At 69.4% G+C, this 15,918-nt stretch carries 13 protein-coding genes; 7 read left to right on the forward strand and 6 right to left on the reverse strand.

Annotated elements, in window-relative coordinates; genetic code table 11:
• Window positions 1-20 precede the first annotated feature (20 nt).
• Window positions 21-677 (forward strand): TetR family transcriptional regulator, encoded by a 657-nt coding sequence (locus tag VHD82_RS35100; RefSeq protein ID WP_325713616.1) that lies wholly within the window; start codon window positions 21-23, stop codon window positions 675-677.
• A gap of 4 nt (window positions 678-681) precedes the next feature.
• Here VHD82_RS35100 and lexA read toward each other — a convergent pair whose 3' ends face one another.
• Window positions 682-1,338, reverse strand: coding sequence for a transcriptional repressor LexA (gene lexA / locus VHD82_RS35105; protein ID WP_325713618.1), 657 nt, complete (start codon window positions 1,336-1,338; stop codon window positions 682-684).
• 30 nt (window positions 1,339-1,368) lie between these two features.
• Complete coding sequence (locus tag VHD82_RS35110; protein ID WP_414637625.1) at window positions 1,369-1,965, reverse strand: hypothetical protein; 597 nt, start codon at window positions 1,963-1,965, stop codon at window positions 1,369-1,371.
• A 105-nt stretch (window positions 1,966-2,070) separates the two neighbouring features.
• Here VHD82_RS35110 and VHD82_RS35115 point away from each other — a divergent pair, with 105 nt between their 5' ends.
• The 6 genes from VHD82_RS35115 (at window position 2,071) to VHD82_RS35140 (ending at window position 11,924) form a co-directional block, all read left to right on the forward strand.
• Window positions 2,071-2,928: a fumarylacetoacetate hydrolase family protein gene (locus VHD82_RS35115; protein WP_325713620.1), complete on the forward strand. Its 858-nt coding sequence runs from the start codon at window positions 2,071-2,073 to the stop codon at window positions 2,926-2,928.
• A gap of 63 nt (window positions 2,929-2,991) precedes the next feature.
• Window positions 2,992-3,885, forward strand: coding sequence for a LysR family transcriptional regulator (locus tag VHD82_RS35120; RefSeq protein ID WP_325713622.1), 894 nt, complete (start codon window positions 2,992-2,994; stop codon window positions 3,883-3,885).
• Between the two features lie 100 nt (window positions 3,886-3,985).
• Window positions 3,986-5,377 carry an MFS transporter gene (locus VHD82_RS35125; RefSeq protein WP_325713624.1) on the forward strand — a complete coding sequence of 464 codons (1,392 nt, stop codon included), beginning with the start codon at window positions 3,986-3,988 and terminating at the stop codon, window positions 5,375-5,377.
• The gene (locus VHD82_RS35130) at window positions 5,374-6,519 is read left to right on the forward strand and encodes an L-talarate/galactarate dehydratase (RefSeq protein WP_325713626.1); all 1,146 of its coding nucleotides are present in this window, start codon (window positions 5,374-5,376) and stop codon (window positions 6,517-6,519) included. The genes VHD82_RS35125 and VHD82_RS35130 overlap by 4 nt, the downstream gene beginning before the upstream one ends.
• Window positions 6,520-6,867: 348 nt before the next feature.
• Complete coding sequence (locus VHD82_RS35135; RefSeq protein WP_325713628.1) at window positions 6,868-9,909, forward strand: S53 family peptidase; 3,042 nt, start codon at window positions 6,868-6,870, stop codon at window positions 9,907-9,909.
• 74 nt (window positions 9,910-9,983) lie between these two features.
• Complete coding sequence (locus tag VHD82_RS35140; RefSeq protein ID WP_325713630.1) at window positions 9,984-11,924, forward strand: DUF6541 family protein; 1,941 nt, start codon at window positions 9,984-9,986, stop codon at window positions 11,922-11,924.
• On the opposite strand, the gene VHD82_RS35145 is transcribed toward VHD82_RS35140, so the two are convergent.
• From VHD82_RS35145 to VHD82_RS35160, 4 genes are read right to left on the reverse strand one after another with little or no spacing between them, the layout of a single operon-like run.
• The gene (locus VHD82_RS35145) at window positions 11,908-13,494 is read right to left on the reverse strand and encodes a glycosyltransferase (RefSeq protein ID WP_325713632.1); all 1,587 of its coding nucleotides are present in this window, start codon (window positions 13,492-13,494) and stop codon (window positions 11,908-11,910) included. The genes VHD82_RS35140 and VHD82_RS35145 overlap by 17 nt on opposite strands.
• A complete protein-coding gene (locus tag VHD82_RS35150; RefSeq protein WP_325713634.1) occupies window positions 13,481-13,843 on the reverse strand; it encodes a DUF2304 domain-containing protein in 363 nt (120 codons plus the stop codon). The genes VHD82_RS35145 and VHD82_RS35150 overlap by 14 nt, the downstream gene beginning before the upstream one ends.
• A complete protein-coding gene (locus VHD82_RS35155; protein WP_325713636.1) occupies window positions 13,840-14,604 on the reverse strand; it encodes a glycosyltransferase family 2 protein in 765 nt (254 codons plus the stop codon). Before VHD82_RS35155 ends, VHD82_RS35150 begins: the two co-directional genes overlap by 4 nt.
• Before the next feature lie 14 nt (window positions 14,605-14,618).
• Window positions 14,619-15,869: a hypothetical protein gene (locus VHD82_RS35160; RefSeq protein WP_325713638.1), complete on the reverse strand. Its 1,251-nt coding sequence runs from the start codon at window positions 15,867-15,869 to the stop codon at window positions 14,619-14,621.
• Window positions 15,870-15,918: the final 49 nt, after the last annotated feature.

Raw genomic sequence — 15,918 nt, forward strand, 5'->3', positions numbered from 1 at the left:
CTGAACAGGAGGTCCGGCCGATGGCCGCGCAGGAGCCCGGAGCCGGCCGGACGCGGCCGACCCGCGCCGAAACCCGGCGTCGTGTGCTCGACGCGGCCTTCACCGTGTTCGGCGAGCACGGCATCGCGGCCAGCAAACTCACCGACGTCGCGGCGGCCGCCGGGCTGACCAAGGGCGCGGTCTACTCGAACTTCGCGTCGAAGGACGAACTGGTGCTGGCGCTGATGGAAGAGCACGCCGCACACCGGCTCGAAGCGAGCCTGGCGAAGTTCACCGAGGCGGGTGACGGAGGCGCGGCACTGGCGAACGTGGCCACCGTGCTCATGTACGAGATGCGCGTGGACGCGGTGTGGCATCGGCTGCTCGCGGAGTTCTTCGCGATGGCGCAGCACAACCCGAAACGCCGGGACGCCCTGCGGCGGCGCCGCCGCGAGGTGCGCGAAGCGGTGGCCCGCGGCATCGAACGGCTCGCCGCCGGGCTGGACCTCGAACTTCCGTTGCCCCCGAACGAATTCGCCGTGATCCTGCTGGCGCTCAGCAACGGCCTCGCCGTCGAGTCCGGGATCGACGAGGAAGCAGTGCCCGACGGCCTGCTCGGCAAGGTCCTGACGTTGATCGCCGGCGACGCCGTCGCGAAAATCCAGTCCGTCGCCGGGAAAGCAGACGATCCTTTGTAGACGGTCAGACGCTGCGCAGCACGGAAACCACGGCACCCAGCACCGTGGCCTCGTCCCCGTCGATCACCTCGCACGCCGGGTTGCGCGGTTCGAGGTAGACGTGCCCGTTGCGGCGGCGGTAGACCTTCACCGTGGCCTCGCCGTCGATCATCGCGGCGACGATCTGCCCGGAATGCGCTTCCTGCTGCTGGCGCACCACCACGATGTCGCCGTCGCAGATCGCCGCGTCGATCATCGAATCCCCGCGCACCCGCAGGCCGAAGACGGTGCCGCGGCCGATCAGGTCGCGCGGCAGGGTCAGCACGTCGTCCGTATGCTCCTCGGCCATGATCGGCGTGCCCGCCGCGATGTCACCGACCACCGGCACCGGCACGGATCCGTCCGAGCTCGGCCCGCCGGCGGGCTCCTGCAGGAAGGCGCGCACATCCATCGGCCGGGTGAGCGTAGCGCCCCGCCGCAGAAAACCCTTGTCCTCCAAGGCTTTCAGATGTTTCGAGACCGAGGACGACGAGCGCAGGCCGACCGCGTCACCGATTTCGCGCGCGCTCGGCGAGTAGCCGTAGCGGACCACCCAGTCCCGGATGGTGCCCAGGATCCGCTGCTGGCGCGGCGGCAGGGTGGTGGTGTCGAAGTGCTCGAACAGGTCGTCGTAGGCGGTCACCCTGGCCATGGTAGAGCCCGCTTTGCCTGGTCAACCGCCCGGGTCGGGTTCCGGCGACGCCACGCTCAGCGGTACGTGTACTCCACAATGGACTCTCCGCGCGCCCCGGCACCGGGCTCGGCGCGATGCAGGATTTCCAGGGCCTCGTCGCGAGTCGACCAGTTCGACGATCTCCTCCGGGGACAACGAGGAAAGCAAGCGCCACAACGGTTTCCCGGCGCGCTTGGCCCGCGGGTCCCACAGCGTGGTGACGACGGCGCCGACGGCCATGTGCATGATGCCCTTTTCCGGCCCGGGCCAGCGCAGCTGCGAATCGTGCACCGGCTCGCGCCAGACCCCGCCCGGATCGGCGAGCAGCTCCCCGGCGTCCCGGCCGACGAGGTGGTCCCCGCAGCGCCTCGACGGCCGACGAGGTGGTCCCCGCAGCGCCTCGACGGCCGCGACCTGGCCGCCGTTCCCGCGCCCGATGGTGAACACGAACCCGTGCCCCGACGGCCGGTCCGCCGTGCCGGTGGACAGGACCACATCGGCGGCGGAATAGTCCGGGTTCGTCGCGTCCGAGCCGTCGAGCGTCCGCGAGGCCGGGAACCGGACGTCGCGGGTCTGCGGCTCGAGGATGCGGGGCACGGGCTCACGCCAGGAATCCGAGGTATGTTCGTCAAGCATCGCACCGGATCGCGATCGACAGCCTGGGATCGGACGCCCACCCGATCAACGATGTGAGGAGTACACGTGAAACTCGCCCGGCTCGGCCCCGCCGGCCAGGAGCGTCCCGTCGTCATCACCGAGGACGGGACGTATGACCTTTCCGGCGTGACCGCGGATATCGACGGCGCCTTTCTCGCCCAGGGCGGTCTCGCCGCCGCGCGCCGGGCGGCCGAAGCCGGTGCACTGCCCGAGCTGCCCGGCGCGGACGGCCTGCGCGTGGGCTCACCCATCGCCCGTCCCGGCGCGATCATCTGCGTGGGCATGAACTACGCCGCGCACGCCGCCGAATCCGGTTCGGCGCCGCCCGAGGTGCCGATCATCTTCCTGAAGACGCCGAACACCCTTGGCGGGCCAGGGGATCCGGTCGCGATCCCGCCGGGCAGCGAGCGCACCGACTGGGAGGTCGAGCTCGGTGTGGTGATCGGCGAGCGCGCGCTGTATCTGGATTCGGCGGAGCAGAGCATGGCGCACGTCGCCGGATTCCTGGTGGGCAACGACGTTTCGGAGCGCCGCTACCAGCTGGAGGAGTCCGGTGGCCAGTGGAGCAAGGGAAAGTGCGCGCCCGGGTTCTGCCCGCTCGGCCCGTGGCTGGTGACCGCCGACGAGGTGGACCACGCGAACCTGCGGCTGCGCAGCTGGGTCAACGGGGAGCCGCGGCAGGACTCCAGCACGAAGGACATGATCTTCGGCGTCGAATACCTGGTGTGGCAGCTGAGCCGGGCCCTCGCGCTCGAACCGGGCGACGTGATCCTCACCGGCACCCCGCAGGGCGTGGCGCTGTCGGGCCGGTTCCCGTATCTGCGCGCGGGGGACGTCGTCGAGCTGGAGATCGAGGGGCTGGGCAGGCAACGGCAGGAATTCGTCGCCACCGAAGGGAAGTGAGGCGATGTCCGTCCAGTGATGCTCGTGCACCCCCTGCCGGACCGCCGCTGATACCGTCAAGGCATGTTCTCCTTCGAGCAGCTGCGCGGTTTCGTCGCGGTCGCCGAGGAACGGCATTTCGGCCGCGCCGCCGAGCGGTTGTCGATCACCCAGCCGCCGCTGAGCAGGCAGATCCAGAAACTCGAGCGGACCATCGGGGCGCAGTTGCTGGTGCGCAGCAGCCGCGGCGTCCAGCTCACCGCCGCGGGCCAGGCGTTCCTCGCCGACGCCCTGCGCCTGCTCATGCTGGCCGAACGCGCGCCCGATCTCGCCCGCCGGATCGGGGCCGGTGAGGCAGGCTCGATCCGCATCGGGTTCACCGGGGCCGCGGCGTTCGGCGTGCTCGGCGAAGCGCTCAACCTGATCAGCGCGAAGCTGCCGGATCTGCGCCTGGAACTGTCCGAGCGGGTCACCAACGACCAGATGGCCGCGCTCACCAACGGCGAACTGGATCTCGGGCTGGCCCGCCCGCCGTTCGACCGCGAATTCTGCTTTTCCCGGCTGCTGCACCGCGAACGGCTCGTGCTGTGCGTGCCGGAGGGACACTGGCTGGCGAACCTCGGGCGCCCCGTCAGCGCCACGGACTTCTCCGCCGAAGCACTGATCATGCCCTCGGCGGACCAGGCCCGGTACTTCTACGACCTCATCGTCGGGCTGCTGCCGATCGTGCACGACAACGTCGCGCACTCGGTCAGCCAGATCCAGACGATGATCTGGCTCGTCGCCGCCCGCCGTGGCATCGCTTTCGTGCCGGAGTCGGCCACCCGGATGCACGTCGAGGGGGTCGCCTGGGTGGAGCTGGCCGAGCTGCCCGAAGCCCCGGTGGAACTGCACCTGGTGTGGCCGAACCCGGCGACCAGCCCGGCACTGTCCACTGTGCTCGAAGCGCTGGCACCGCTGACCGGCCGGTTCGGCTGAGCCGATACCCCCAGGGCATCACCCCATGCTGAAACAGACTTGGACGGGCATGGTTCCGGCGTCCTAGCCTTCTGAGAAGCTCCAACGCAGGAGGACAACGATGCCGGAAACCGAGACGAGTACCGCCCCGGCGAAGACTGTCACGGCCGCCCGGATCCCGGCCCGCTATCTCGTACTCACCCTGATTTTCGTCATCACCGCGGTCAACTACGCCGACCGAAGCAGCCTTTCCCTCACCGGCGGCAGCATCCAGGCCGAGCTCGGCTTCAGCACGGTCCAGCTCGGCTACATCTTCTCCGCCTTCAGCTGGGCCTACGGGGTGACGCAACTGCCGGGCGGAATGCTGCTGGACCGCTTCGGCGCGCGGCGGATGTACGCGCTGAGCCTGGGGTTGTGGACGGTGGTGACCGCGGCGATCAGTCTCGTCGGGCTGATCACCACGCCGGTGGTGATCGCGGTGGCGATCGTGTTCGCGCTCCGGCTACCGCTGGGGGTGTTCGAATCCCCGGCGTTCCCGGCCAATGCCAGGGTGGCCGCCACCTGCTTCCCGACCGCCGAACGCGGCCGGGCGACGGCGGTGTTCAATTCCGCGCAGTACTTCGCGACGGCGCTGTTCGCCCCGATCATGGGCTGGATCACGCACGAATGGGGCTGGCGCTGGGTTTTCGTGCTCCTCGGCGCGCTCGGCCTCGTGCTGACCGTGGTGTGGCTGCGCTGGACGGACGTTCCGCGCCGGCACCGCCGGGTCAGCGAGGACGAGCTGGCGAAGCTCACTTCCGGCGGCGCGCTGGTCGATCCGGACGCGCCCAAGAAGCGGGACGCCGCGGCGCGGGTGCGGCAGCGGGCGCCGCTGGATTCGCGCACCGTAAGGAAAATCTTCGCCACCCGGGCACTGTGGGGCGTCTACGTCTCGCAGTACGCCGTGAACGCGCTGACGTACTTCTTCATCACCTGGTTCCCGGTCTACCTCGTCAAGGGGCGCGGCCTGTCGCTGCTGGAGGTCGGGTTCGTCGCCGCGCTGCCCGCGTCGTGCGGATTCGCCGGCGGGCTCGCGGGCGGCTTCGTCTCCGACGGGATGCTGCGCCGGGGAAGGTCGCTGACGGCCGCGCGCAAAATCCCTTCGGTGCTGGGAATGACGCTCGCGACGAGCATCGCGCTGCGCAGTTTCACCGACTTGAGCGCACTGATCATCGCGATCATGACGCTCGCGTTCTCCGGCAAGGGGCTCGGCTCGCTGGGCTGGGCCATCACCACCGACATCGCGCCACCGCAGGCGACCAGTTTCGTCGGCTCCACCATGAACGGGTTCGGCGACATCGCGGGTATCGTCACGCCGATCGTGATCGGTTATACCGTGCAGGCCACCGGTTCCTTCGACATCGCGCTGTGGTTCGTCGCGGCACACGGCGTGCTCGCCCTGCCCGCGTTCGCCGTGCTGGGCCGCAGCCGGCGCATCGAATTCGACCTCCCGGAAACGGAGAAAACCCCGTGATCACCGACTCGGCCACCCTCGACCGCATCACCGGCGTGCGGTTGTCCTCGGTCACACTGCCGCTGGCCACCCCGATCAGCGACGCGAAAGTCCTTACCGGGCGCCAGAAACCGATGACCGAGGTGGCGATGCTGTTCGCCGAGATCAGCACGGGGTCCGGGCTGGAAGGCGTCGGTTTCAGCTACTCGAAACGGGCCGGCGGGCCGGGCCAGTTCGCGCACGCCCGGGAGATCGCGCCGGTGCTGATCGGCGAGGATCCCAGTGATATCGCCAAAATCTGGGACAAGCTGGTATGGGCCGGCGCTTCGGTGGGCCGCAGCGGCCTTTCGGTGCAGGCGATCGCGGCGTTCGACGTGGCGCTCTGGGATCTCAAGGCGAAGCGGGCCGGGCTGCCCTTGGCGAAACTGCTCGGCGCGCACCGGGATTCGGTGCGCTGCTACAACACCTCCGGGGGTTTCCTGCACTCGCCGATCGAAGAAGTGCTGGAGCGGGCGGGGGAATCCGTCGAAAGCGGCATCGGCGGGATCAAGATCAAGGTCGGCCATCCCGACCACGCCACCGACCTCTCGCGGGTCACCGCGGTGCGGGAGAGGATCGGCGACTCCGTGCCGCTCATGGTCGACGCGAACCAGCAATGGGACAGGGCCACGGCCCGCCGGATGTGCCGCGCTTTCGAACCACTGAACCTGGTGTGGATCGAGGAACCGCTGGACGCCTACGACTTCGCCGGGCACGCGCGGCTGGCGAGCACCTTCGACACCCCGATCGCCACCGGCGAAATGCTCACCAGCGTCGCCGAGCACGCGGAGCTGATCCGGGCCGGCGGCGCGGACATCGTGCAGCCGGACGCGCCGCGCGTCGGCGGGATCACCCAGTTCCTGAAGGTGCTGGCGCTCGCCGAGGGCCACAACCTCCAGCTGGCGCCGCATTTCGCGATGGAGATCCACATCCATCTCGCCGCCGCGTACGCGCGGGAGCCGTGGGTGGAGCATTTCGAATGGCTCGACCCGCTGTTCGACGAACACCTGGAGATCGACGGCGGCCGGATGCACATCTCCTCGCGCCCCGGCCTCGGCGTGACGATCAGCGACCAGGCGCGTGCGTGGACGGTGGCCGAACACGAGGTGCAAGTCGGTAAGTAACATACCATTCGAAATTTCCGTGCACTCAGGATTTTCCTGGTATCCCTGGCATTCCCGGCGCTATGATCATCGGGCTCTGCTGGTGTCGGGGGATGTCAGTGACGAGGTCTCGGTTCATGAAACGCTTCTCCAGTGTCCTCCCCGCACGGGTGCGGCAGAGCGGAAATCGTTATCCGGCAAGGGAGACAGCCGGCCCGCCCGGCTGTTAGTTTCCCTCCGGCCCGTCACACATCTGGGGGACGTGGTTCAGGGCTGTCCCGAACCACGTCAGGACGCTTCGCCGTGCCCGCCTTCCCGTGCCCGCTCGGGGGTTGTGTGACTCCCTGTCCGTTCATCGAGGAGGTTTCAGTGGCGCTTTCTGTCGCCAGCAGAACCGGTCGGCACAGACCGGTGGGGGTGGCCGTCGCGGCGGCGATCGCACTGGGTGTGTCGATCGCCCAGGTCCCGGCCGCGAGCGCGGCTTCGGAGCTCCGCCCGGTCGGCTCCGCCCCTGTCGTACCGCACGACGCCGTGCGGCTCGCGTCGCCGGACGCGAACCAGCAGGTGCAGCTCAGCGTGGAGCTCAGCCCGCGCGACCCGGCCGCGCTGAACGCGTTCGTCACCGCCGTGTCCACCCCGGGATCCCCGCAGTACCACCAATATCTGCCGAAGGGCCAGTTCGCGGCCACATTCGGCCCTGCGCAGAGTTCGATCGACACCGTGACGGCGGCGCTGAAGGCCGAAGGCCTGAACCCGGACCCGGTGAGCGCCGACGGGCTGTCCATCCCCGTGCACACCACCCTCGGTGAAGCCGCGAAGGCGCTGCACGTCAGCTTCGCCGGGTACCGCTTGCACGACGGCCGCACCACGTTCGCCAACACCGCCCCGGCCGAGCTGCCCTCGAACGCGGCGACAGCGGTCACCGGCATCGTCGGGCTGAACGACTTCGTCGACCCCGAACCGCACAACACCGGGGCGGGCAAGAGGCTGGCGGCGCCCGCGAACACGCAGGGCAGCCCCGTCCAGCCCAACGTGACCACCGCGAGCTACTGCTCGGACATCCACAACCTGCTGACCTCCAACGGGGTCACCGACACCGTGGACTACTGGGAGCCGGTGTCGCTCGCGGCGAGTTCGGTGTACAACACTTCGCCGTTGTACAGCCAGTACGGCAACAACGGCGCGGGCGTGAACGTCGGCGTCTTCGAGCTGGAGAACTACTCCACCGCGGACGTCGCGGCGTTCGAAAAGTGCTTCGGCGTCAAGACATCGGTCTCCGCGGTGAAGGTGGACGGCGGCCCGACCCTGCCCGCCGACATGAACACCGGCGTCGGCCTGGAGTCCGCGCTGGACATCGAGGTGCTCGCCGGGCTCGCCCCGGGCATCGGGATCACGGTCTACCAGGGGCCGGACAACGCGAACTCGACCCAGTACCTCGACACCTACCGGCGGATGGTCACCGACGACACGGTGCAGGTGATCTCCACGTCTTGGGGCGTCTGCGAAGCGGACCTGCAGGACTGGGACCCGTCGCTGCGCAGCGCCGAAGCGAACGTGTTCGCGGCGGCCGCGGCACAGGGCCAGACAGTGGTCGCCGCGTCCGGTGACTCCGGTTCGACCGGCTGCTACCACTACGGCTACACCGGTCCGTACGACTCGCAGCTCAACGCCGACGACCCGGCAGCTCAGCCGAACGTGCTCGCTGTCGGCGGCACCCGGATGACGAGCAGCTCGGCGAGCCAGAGCACGTGGAACACCCAGACCGGCGCGAGCGGTGGTGGCGTGTCGAAGTACAGCCAGCTCTCGGGCAGCGCGAACTACCAGAGCACGGTCCAGGGCGCCGGATACAGCGACGCCTGTGGTGCCGCGTCGGGAGCGACGTGCCGGCAGGTACCCGACGTGTCCGCGGTCGCGGATCCGAACACCGGATACCTGATCGCCAACGGCCAGGACGGAGCCAGCCAGTACTGGACCATCATCGGTGGCACCAGCGGCTCGGCTCCGCTGTGGGCGGCGATCCTCGCGCTCACGGACGCCAGCCACTCCTGCGCCGCCAACGGCGCGGTCGGGCTGGTGAACCCGGCGCTGTACCAGCACGCGAGCCTGCTGAAGGACATCACGTCCGGCAGCAACGCGCTGTCGGCCTCCGGCTACACCGGCAGCCTGTACGCGGCAGGCACGGGCTACGACCTGGCGACCGGCCTCGGCACGCCGAACGCCGCGAACCTCGTCGAACCGCTCTGTGCGGCGAAGCCCGCTTCGGTGGGTAGCTCGTTCAGTCCTGTCGCCCCAGGTCGCATTCTCGACACTCGTTCGGCACTCGGCACTTCCGGCACCGCACCGCTGGGTGCCGGTGCGACGCTGAAGCTGCCCGTGACGGGCACGAGCGGTGTGCCGTCCAGTGGTGTCACGGCGGTGGTCCTGAACGTGACCGCCACCGAGCCCACCGACTCGGGATTTTTGACCCTGTACCCGGACGGTCAGCCGCGGCCGGCGTCGTCGAACCTGAACTTCGTGGCAGGACAGACGATCCCGAACCTCGTCACCGTCCCGGTCGGCGCCAACGGCACCGTGGACATCTACAACCGCTTCGGCACCGTCCACGTCATCGCCGACGTCTTCGGCTACTACTCGACCGGCAGCGGAAGCCTGTACCAACCGCTGACGCCGGCTCGCGTCCTCGACACCCGTTCGGCTATCGGCGTGCCGACGAAGACGCCGCTGGGCACCGGGGCGACGATGCAGCTGCCGGTCACCGGCTCCAACGGTGTGCCTTCGACCGGAGTTACGGCGGTGGTGCTGAACGTGACCGCGACGGAGTCCACCGACGGCGGATTCCTCACGCTGTACCCCGACGGACAGACACGGCCGGCGTCGTCGAACCTGAACTTCGTGGCAGGACAGACGATCCCGAACCTCGTCATCGTCCCCGTCGGCGCCAACGGCACCGTGGACATCTACAACCGCTTCGGCACCGTCCACGTCATCGCCGACGTCTTCGGCTACTTCACCAGCAGTGGCACCGGGTACAAGTTCCACACGTCGGCCCCGCAGCGCCTGCTCGACACGCGCAGCGGCCAGGGAGTGTCGTCCAGCAACCCGGTCGGCACCGATTCGGTGCTCCAGCTCCCGCTGACCGACACCAGCGGGTCGGGTAACGCCGGTCCACTCTCCACCGCCGCCGCGCTCGTGCTGAACGTGACGGCGACCGAGTCGACCGACGGCGGGTTCCTGACCGTTTATCCGTCCGGTGTCGCCCGTCCCAGCTCGTCCAATTTGAACTTCGTGCAGGGACAGACGATTCCGAACGCGGTCGTGACCGCGGTCAACGGCAGTGCGATCGACTTCTACAACCGGTTCGGCACGGTCCACGTCATCGCCGACGTGTTCGGTTACTACAGCTCGAACTAGATCGAATAGTCTGCTCGGGTCCCCGGTGCCTCCGGGGGCCCGGGCAGTGTTTTGTGCAGGGGACGGAAATACCGATGAGCTGGTTCGAGGCGGTGCCGGTCGGCCTCGTGAGTGTGGCGTGGTTGCTCGTGCCGGGGTTGCTGGTGACCTACGCGGCCGGGCTGCGCGGGCTCGCGGCCTGGGCGACGGCGCCCATCGTGACAGTGGCCGGAGCCGCGGCGCTGGCCGTGGTGGCACAGAAAATCGGCGTCGCTTGGTCGGTCTGGCTGGTCGCGGTGGTGTTCGTGGTGCTGGCCGTGTTGACCGGCGCGGTGTCTTTTCTGTTGCGGCGCAGGGCACCTGCCCGCGAGGGCGATCCGCGCTCGGTGACTCTCGCCGCGATACTCGGGCTGGTGCCCGCCGGGATACTCGGCGCGCTTACGCTGGCTCGCGGTTTCGGGGAGCCGGACTCACTTTCCCAGACCTACGACGCGGTCTTCCACTACAACGCGGTCGCGTGGATCGTCGACTCGCGTGACGCTTCTTCCCTGACGCTGGGCGCACTCGGCACGCCCGGCATGCCCAACACGTTCTATCCCGGCGCCTGGCACGATCTCGTTTCGCTCGTCGTACTGAGCGGCGGCAGCGCGGTCCCGGTGGCGACGAACCTGTTCGCCGCCGCGGTGGCGCTGCTGATCTGGCCGCTGTCGTGTGTGTTCCTGGCGCGGCAGATCTTCGGCCGCTCCCCAGCCGCGCTCGCCGTCACCGGTGTGGTCGCGATCGGGTTCAGCGCGTATCCGTGGGGCCTGCTCAGTTTCGGCGTGCTGTGGCCGAATCTGCTCGGCATGTCGCTGGCCCCGGCCGCGCTGGCCGTGGTGCTTTCCTTGTGTGGCCTGGCAAAGGACGACATGCTCGGCCGTGGCCGGGCGCTGCTGCTGGTGCCGGTGGTGGTGGTCGCGCTCGCGCTCGGCCACCCGAACGTGTTGTTCAGCATCGTCGTACTGTCGATCTTCCCGGTCGGCACGGCGCTGATCCGGCGCACCCATCGATTGCACGGCGAGCGGCGCACCTGGCGCGGGATCGCCGAAATCGCCGTGGCGGTAGCGGTTTTCCTGCTCGGCTGGTGGTGGGCTGCGACAACCCCGTTGTTCGCCACCGTGCGCACAATGCCGTGGGCGCCCTTCACCACGCCGGGTGACGCGATCGGCGAGGTCTTCCGCAATGCCACCAACGGCTACGACTCTCTGTGGGTGCTGTCGGCGCTGGTGCTCATCGGCGTGGTCCGGTCACTGTGGACGAGCGGAATGCGCTGGCTGGTGGGCGGCCAGGTGCTCTCGGCCGTGCTGTATGTGCTCACGGCAGGGGTGAACACGCCGGCCACGTACAAGTTCACCGGCTATTGGTACAACGACGCGCACCGGCTCGCCGCGATGGTCCCGATCACGGCCGTGCCGCTCGCCGTGGCCGCGATCCTGGTGCTGGCACAGCTGATCCGCCGCGCCCTGCCGAAGCTTCCGCCGGTGCTGATCACTTCCGGGCTCGGCGTGGTACTGCTCGCCGTCACCGGCGGGCTCTACGTGCGCAGCCATGTTTCGGTGCTGGCCGGGCATTACACGGAAGCGGCCGCGAAACCCGGCAGCAGGCTGCTCGACAGCCGGGAACGCGCCTTTTTCGCGCGTATCCAGCAGGAGATCCCGGCCGGTGCGCGGGTGGCGGGCAATCCGTGGAACGGCAGCGTGCTGCTGTGGGCGCTGGAGGACAGGCCGGTGCTCGTGCCACATTTCCCCCTGAACACCACACCGGACCAGAAATACCTTTCGGCGCATCTCGTCGACGCCGCCACCGATCCGGCGGTATGTGGCGCGGCGGACCGCCTCGGCGTGCGGTACCTCGTCGTCACCGACAGCCTGTTCTGGCCGGATTCATCTGCTGTGCACGAATTCCCTGGGCTGGCCGATCCCGGTGGCAGGCCGGGCTTCCGGCTTGTCGACTCCGACGGGCCGCTGAAGCTCTACCGGCTCACGGCCTGTGCGTGATGAGCACGAACTCGTTGTAGGGGAACAGTTTCCCGGCGGCCCGGGGCAGCGGGAAGGAAATCCGCCGCTCCACCACCAGGCCCAGCCGTTCCGCCACGTCGGCCAGCCCGTCGAAATCGGTGTACTGCACGTGCGTGCTGTCGGTGGCGTAGCCGCGTTCCTGCGGGCAGATGAACACCACGCGCGCGCCCGGCGCCAGGTAGTCCAGGTAGCCGGCCAGCACTTCGACCGCCTGGTCCCGGGGCATGTGCTCGATCAGGTGCGCGGCGAGCAGCCCGCCGAACCGGCCGGGGCTCGCGTACTCGCTCTCACCGAATTCCGCGGTGGTGAAAGCCGTCAGCCCGCGCTCGCGGCACACCTCGATCGAATGCTCGTTGTGGTCCACCCCGATTCCGCGCGGCGCCAGGTGCGCCAGATTCCGGCCGAGCCCGCAGCCGACGTCGAGCACTTCGCGTTCGCCGAACAACCGCCGCACATTCCAGCGGTACGGCGCCTGCACGTCGAGAACCCGTTTCCACAACGGCTGTTCGAGCTGCTTGAGCCGATCGGTGTAATCGGCGCCGTCGGTGGATCCGGGAGTGGTCACGGCGGGGACATTACCGTGCCGATCGTCACTGATCCGACTACAGCCACGGCGGAAATCCGCCGCGGTTGGTGTCCGCCTACTTCCGGTCGGATCAGTGCCGGGCCCGAAAGCGTGCCGTGCCAGCGCCTTCGCCGATTCCCGCTCCCGTGCGAGCAGCGTGCCCGGCAGCAGTGTCAGCGCGAACAATCGTGACGACACATGCCTTCGCGCGGCGCGGGCGGCGCGGGTCCAGCCGTGTTCGCGCAGCCGTTCCGCGGTTTCGGCGAAGAAACGCCCGGCCTCGACGAATCTCGAACCGGACTGCGCCGTCGCGGAAGACTCGCTCGCCGCGTGCCGCCGGTATTCGAAGCACACGGTTTCGTCGACCAGCAGGCTCTCGCCGCGGATGACGAGCTCCAGCATCAGCGCCAGATCCTGGATGACACGCAGATCTTCGCGGAAACGCACCTGCTTCAGGCTGCTCGCCGTCCAGCACAGCGAAGGGAAATACAGCCAGTCGCCGCGGACGAGGCTGAGCGCCAGCTGTTCCCCGGACATCAGGAGCTTGCCGCGCACCTTCGGCGCGTACACGCGCCGCTTCGCTTCGTCCACGAGGGTGCGGGTGGGGTGGCCCTCGCCGTCGATCAGCCGCACCCCCGGCTGGATGATGCCGGCCTCCGGCACGGCCTCGTGGGCGGCGAGCACGGTACACACGTAGTTCGACAGCAGCCGGTCGTCACAGCCCATCAGCACCACGAGCTCTTGCTCGATCAGCTCCAGGCAGCGGTTGAAATTCCCGGTGACACCGAGGTTTTCCGGGTTGCGCAGGTAGCGGACCCGGTCGTCGCCGAGGCCGGCGAACCAGTCCGCCACCCCGGGCACGTCGCAGTCGTCCACCACGGTGAGCCGCCAGCGCGGATCGTCCTGCTCCAGCACGCTCGAGACGGCGACGCGCAGCAGCTCTTCGTCGCCGTAGTACGGGATCAGGATGTCAACCGCCGTCATGCCGCTGTTTCCTTTGGTACTCGTCGAATTCCAGTCGCAGGATCGCCAGGTCCTCGGCCAGTTTCCGGGTCTCGTTCTCCACCCGCGACAGCTCCCACGACAGGTGCAGCGCGACGCACACCAGGAAGATGATCGCGACGAAGAACAGCAGGTTCACCGGCAGCACGACGCCGGTCACCCTGGCCAGCGCCGTCAGCAGGCCAGGGAAAATGGTCAGCACGAGCACGACCACGCCGACCACGAGCCACAGCACCGCGTACTTCTCGCTCAGCTGGCGCCGCCGCAGCAGTTCGAGGATGCCGGCCAGCACGAGAAGGCTGCCGAGCACGCCCACCAGATAGGAACTCATCCCGCCCTCCCGTCTTCCGCGGTGACGATGGCCTGCTCCACCGTGACATCCCAGCGGCGGACCAGCGCGAGCAGCAGCGCGAACCCGGCGCGGAACAGGTAGATCCCGGCCTTCCACGGCCGGTGGCTGGGGATGCCGTCGCGGCGGGCCCGCATCCGGGCCGGCACCTGCGCGATGCGGCAGCCGGCGCGCACCGCGATCACCAGGGATTCGATGGTGTCGCCCAGGTATTCCACCGGGTAGTACTGCGCGAACAGGGGCAGCGCGCGCGGGCCGGTGGCCTTGAAGCCGGACGTGGTGTCGGTGAGCCTGGTCCTGGCCAGCCGCGAGATCACCTTGGCCAGCACCACCATCGCCCACCGGCGCGGGCCGCGGACGCGGTACTCGCCCTGGCCGTCGAACCGGGTGCCGATGACCACGTCGGCCTCGTCCAGTTTCGCCAGCAGCAGCGGCACCTCGTACGGATCGTGCTGCCCGTCCGCGTCGACCTGGACCGCGACGTCGTACCCGTGGCGCAGCGCGTACCGGAACCCGGCGCGCATCGCGCCGCCGACCCCGAGGTTGTAGGACAGTTCGAGGACGGCGGCACCGGCCGCGCGGGCGGTTTCGGCTGTGCCGTCGGCAGATCCGTCGTCCACCACGAGCACGTCGAACTCCGGCAGCGCGGCGCGGATCTCCTCGACCGTGCCACCCACGCACCGTTGCTCGTTCCAGGCGGGAACGATGATCAGTACCCGCCCGAAGGGCGGCTCTCTCCCCACCGCCGTAGTCTAGATCACCGCTTTTTCCCGCTTTGGGCGCGCACCAGCGCGACGGTCATGCCGGCGACCACGAGGACCGAGCCGGCGATCTGTGCGGTGACCGCCGCCCAGAGTGGGCTGCCGGGCAGGAAGAGCAGCCCGGTGAGCACGGCCGAGCCCACCGCCCAGGAAACGGTCGCCGCGCGGTGCAGACCCGTCGCCACCAACGCCGGTTGCAGCACCTGCGCGACCATGAGCGCGATCGTGCCCAGCGCGAGCAGCCCGAGCACATTGCCCGGCAGGGCGACGCGCGCGCCGAAGAACACCCGCACCGCCCAGGAACCGAGCGTGAACGACAGGACCACGCCGACGAACCCCGCCGCCGCGACCAGGCTCAGGATCAGGCGTAGCTTGCGCCGGAAATCGGCGAAATCGCCACGGGTGGCCGCCGCGGTGAGGGTCGGCAGCAGCATCGCCTGCACGGGCGCGAAGACGAAGAGCGGGATCCGCACGAGGACGAAAGCCGACGCGAACGCGGCCGCCGTCGCGGTGTCCGCGGTGAGCCGCCCGGAGACCACGACCGGACCGAGGTTGGCGACCAGCTGCGCCAGCAGTGTCGAACCGACCAGCACGTAGATCGCGCGCGTCATCCCGGTGGGCGACGGCTCCCCCACCGGCAGGGCCGCACCGCCCCGCAACACCGGCAGCCCGGCCAGCGCACCGAAGGCCGATCCGGCGGCGAACAACAGTCCGTAGACGGCACCGCCCGGTGCGGCGAACACCGCGACCAGGACACAAGGAAGCAGGCGCCCCAGCCCCTCGGCCGCGAGCGTCGCCGCGTAGCCACCGAAGCGGCGCTGCCCGCCGAGCAGCCCGCGCACCAGATACACGGCGGCGGACGTGGCCGAGCCCAGGATCAGCGCCACCAGCAGCGCCGACCGTCCGCCGAAGGCCGCCGGCACCAGCACCGGCGACGCGGCCAGCAGCAGCACGACGACCACCGCCAGCAGCCCCGCGCCCGCACGCGCGGCCCGGCGCCGGAAGGCAGCCCCGGCGGCGCCCGCGCTGATCGTCCGACTCGTCTCCTGCTCCAGCGCCGAAAACACGCCCGGCCCGATGATGTTGATCAGCAGGTACAGCGAGGCGACCGCCGCGGCGTCTCCGGTCGAAAGCGTGTGGCCGGACAGCGCCAGGAACGCGTACCCGGCAGCACCGACCATCGCGAGCCCGCCGCCCATCAGGACCGGGGGCCCGAACCGCCGCCGCGCGGAGACAGGTGCGCTCACCCGGCAACCGTAGCCCGAGCGGTCCGGCAGGTGTCGCCGACCGCCCACG

The sequence above is a fragment of the Amycolatopsis sp. genome (assembly GCF_035546795.1).
Taxonomy (GTDB): domain Bacteria; phylum Actinomycetota; class Actinomycetes; order Mycobacteriales; family Pseudonocardiaceae; genus Amycolatopsis_E.

Coding starts and splice junctions, on each gene's coding strand:
- VHD82_RS35140 (WP_325713630.1), top strand. CDS start 9,984: ATGAGCTGGTTCGAGGCGGTGCCGGTCGGCCTCGTGAGTGTGGCGTGG.
- VHD82_RS35100 (WP_325713616.1), top strand. CDS start 21: ATGGCCGCGCAGGAGCCCGGAGCCGGCCGGACGCGGCCGACCCGCGCC.
- VHD82_RS35145 (WP_325713632.1), bottom strand. CDS start 13,494: ATGACGGCGGTTGACATCCTGATCCCGTACTACGGCGACGAAGAGCTG.
- VHD82_RS35150 (WP_325713634.1), bottom strand. CDS start 13,843: ATGAGTTCCTATCTGGTGGGCGTGCTCGGCAGCCTTCTCGTGCTGGCC.
- VHD82_RS35125 (WP_325713624.1), top strand. CDS start 3,986: ATGCCGGAAACCGAGACGAGTACCGCCCCGGCGAAGACTGTCACGGCC.
- VHD82_RS35120 (WP_325713622.1), top strand. CDS start 2,992: ATGTTCTCCTTCGAGCAGCTGCGCGGTTTCGTCGCGGTCGCCGAGGAA.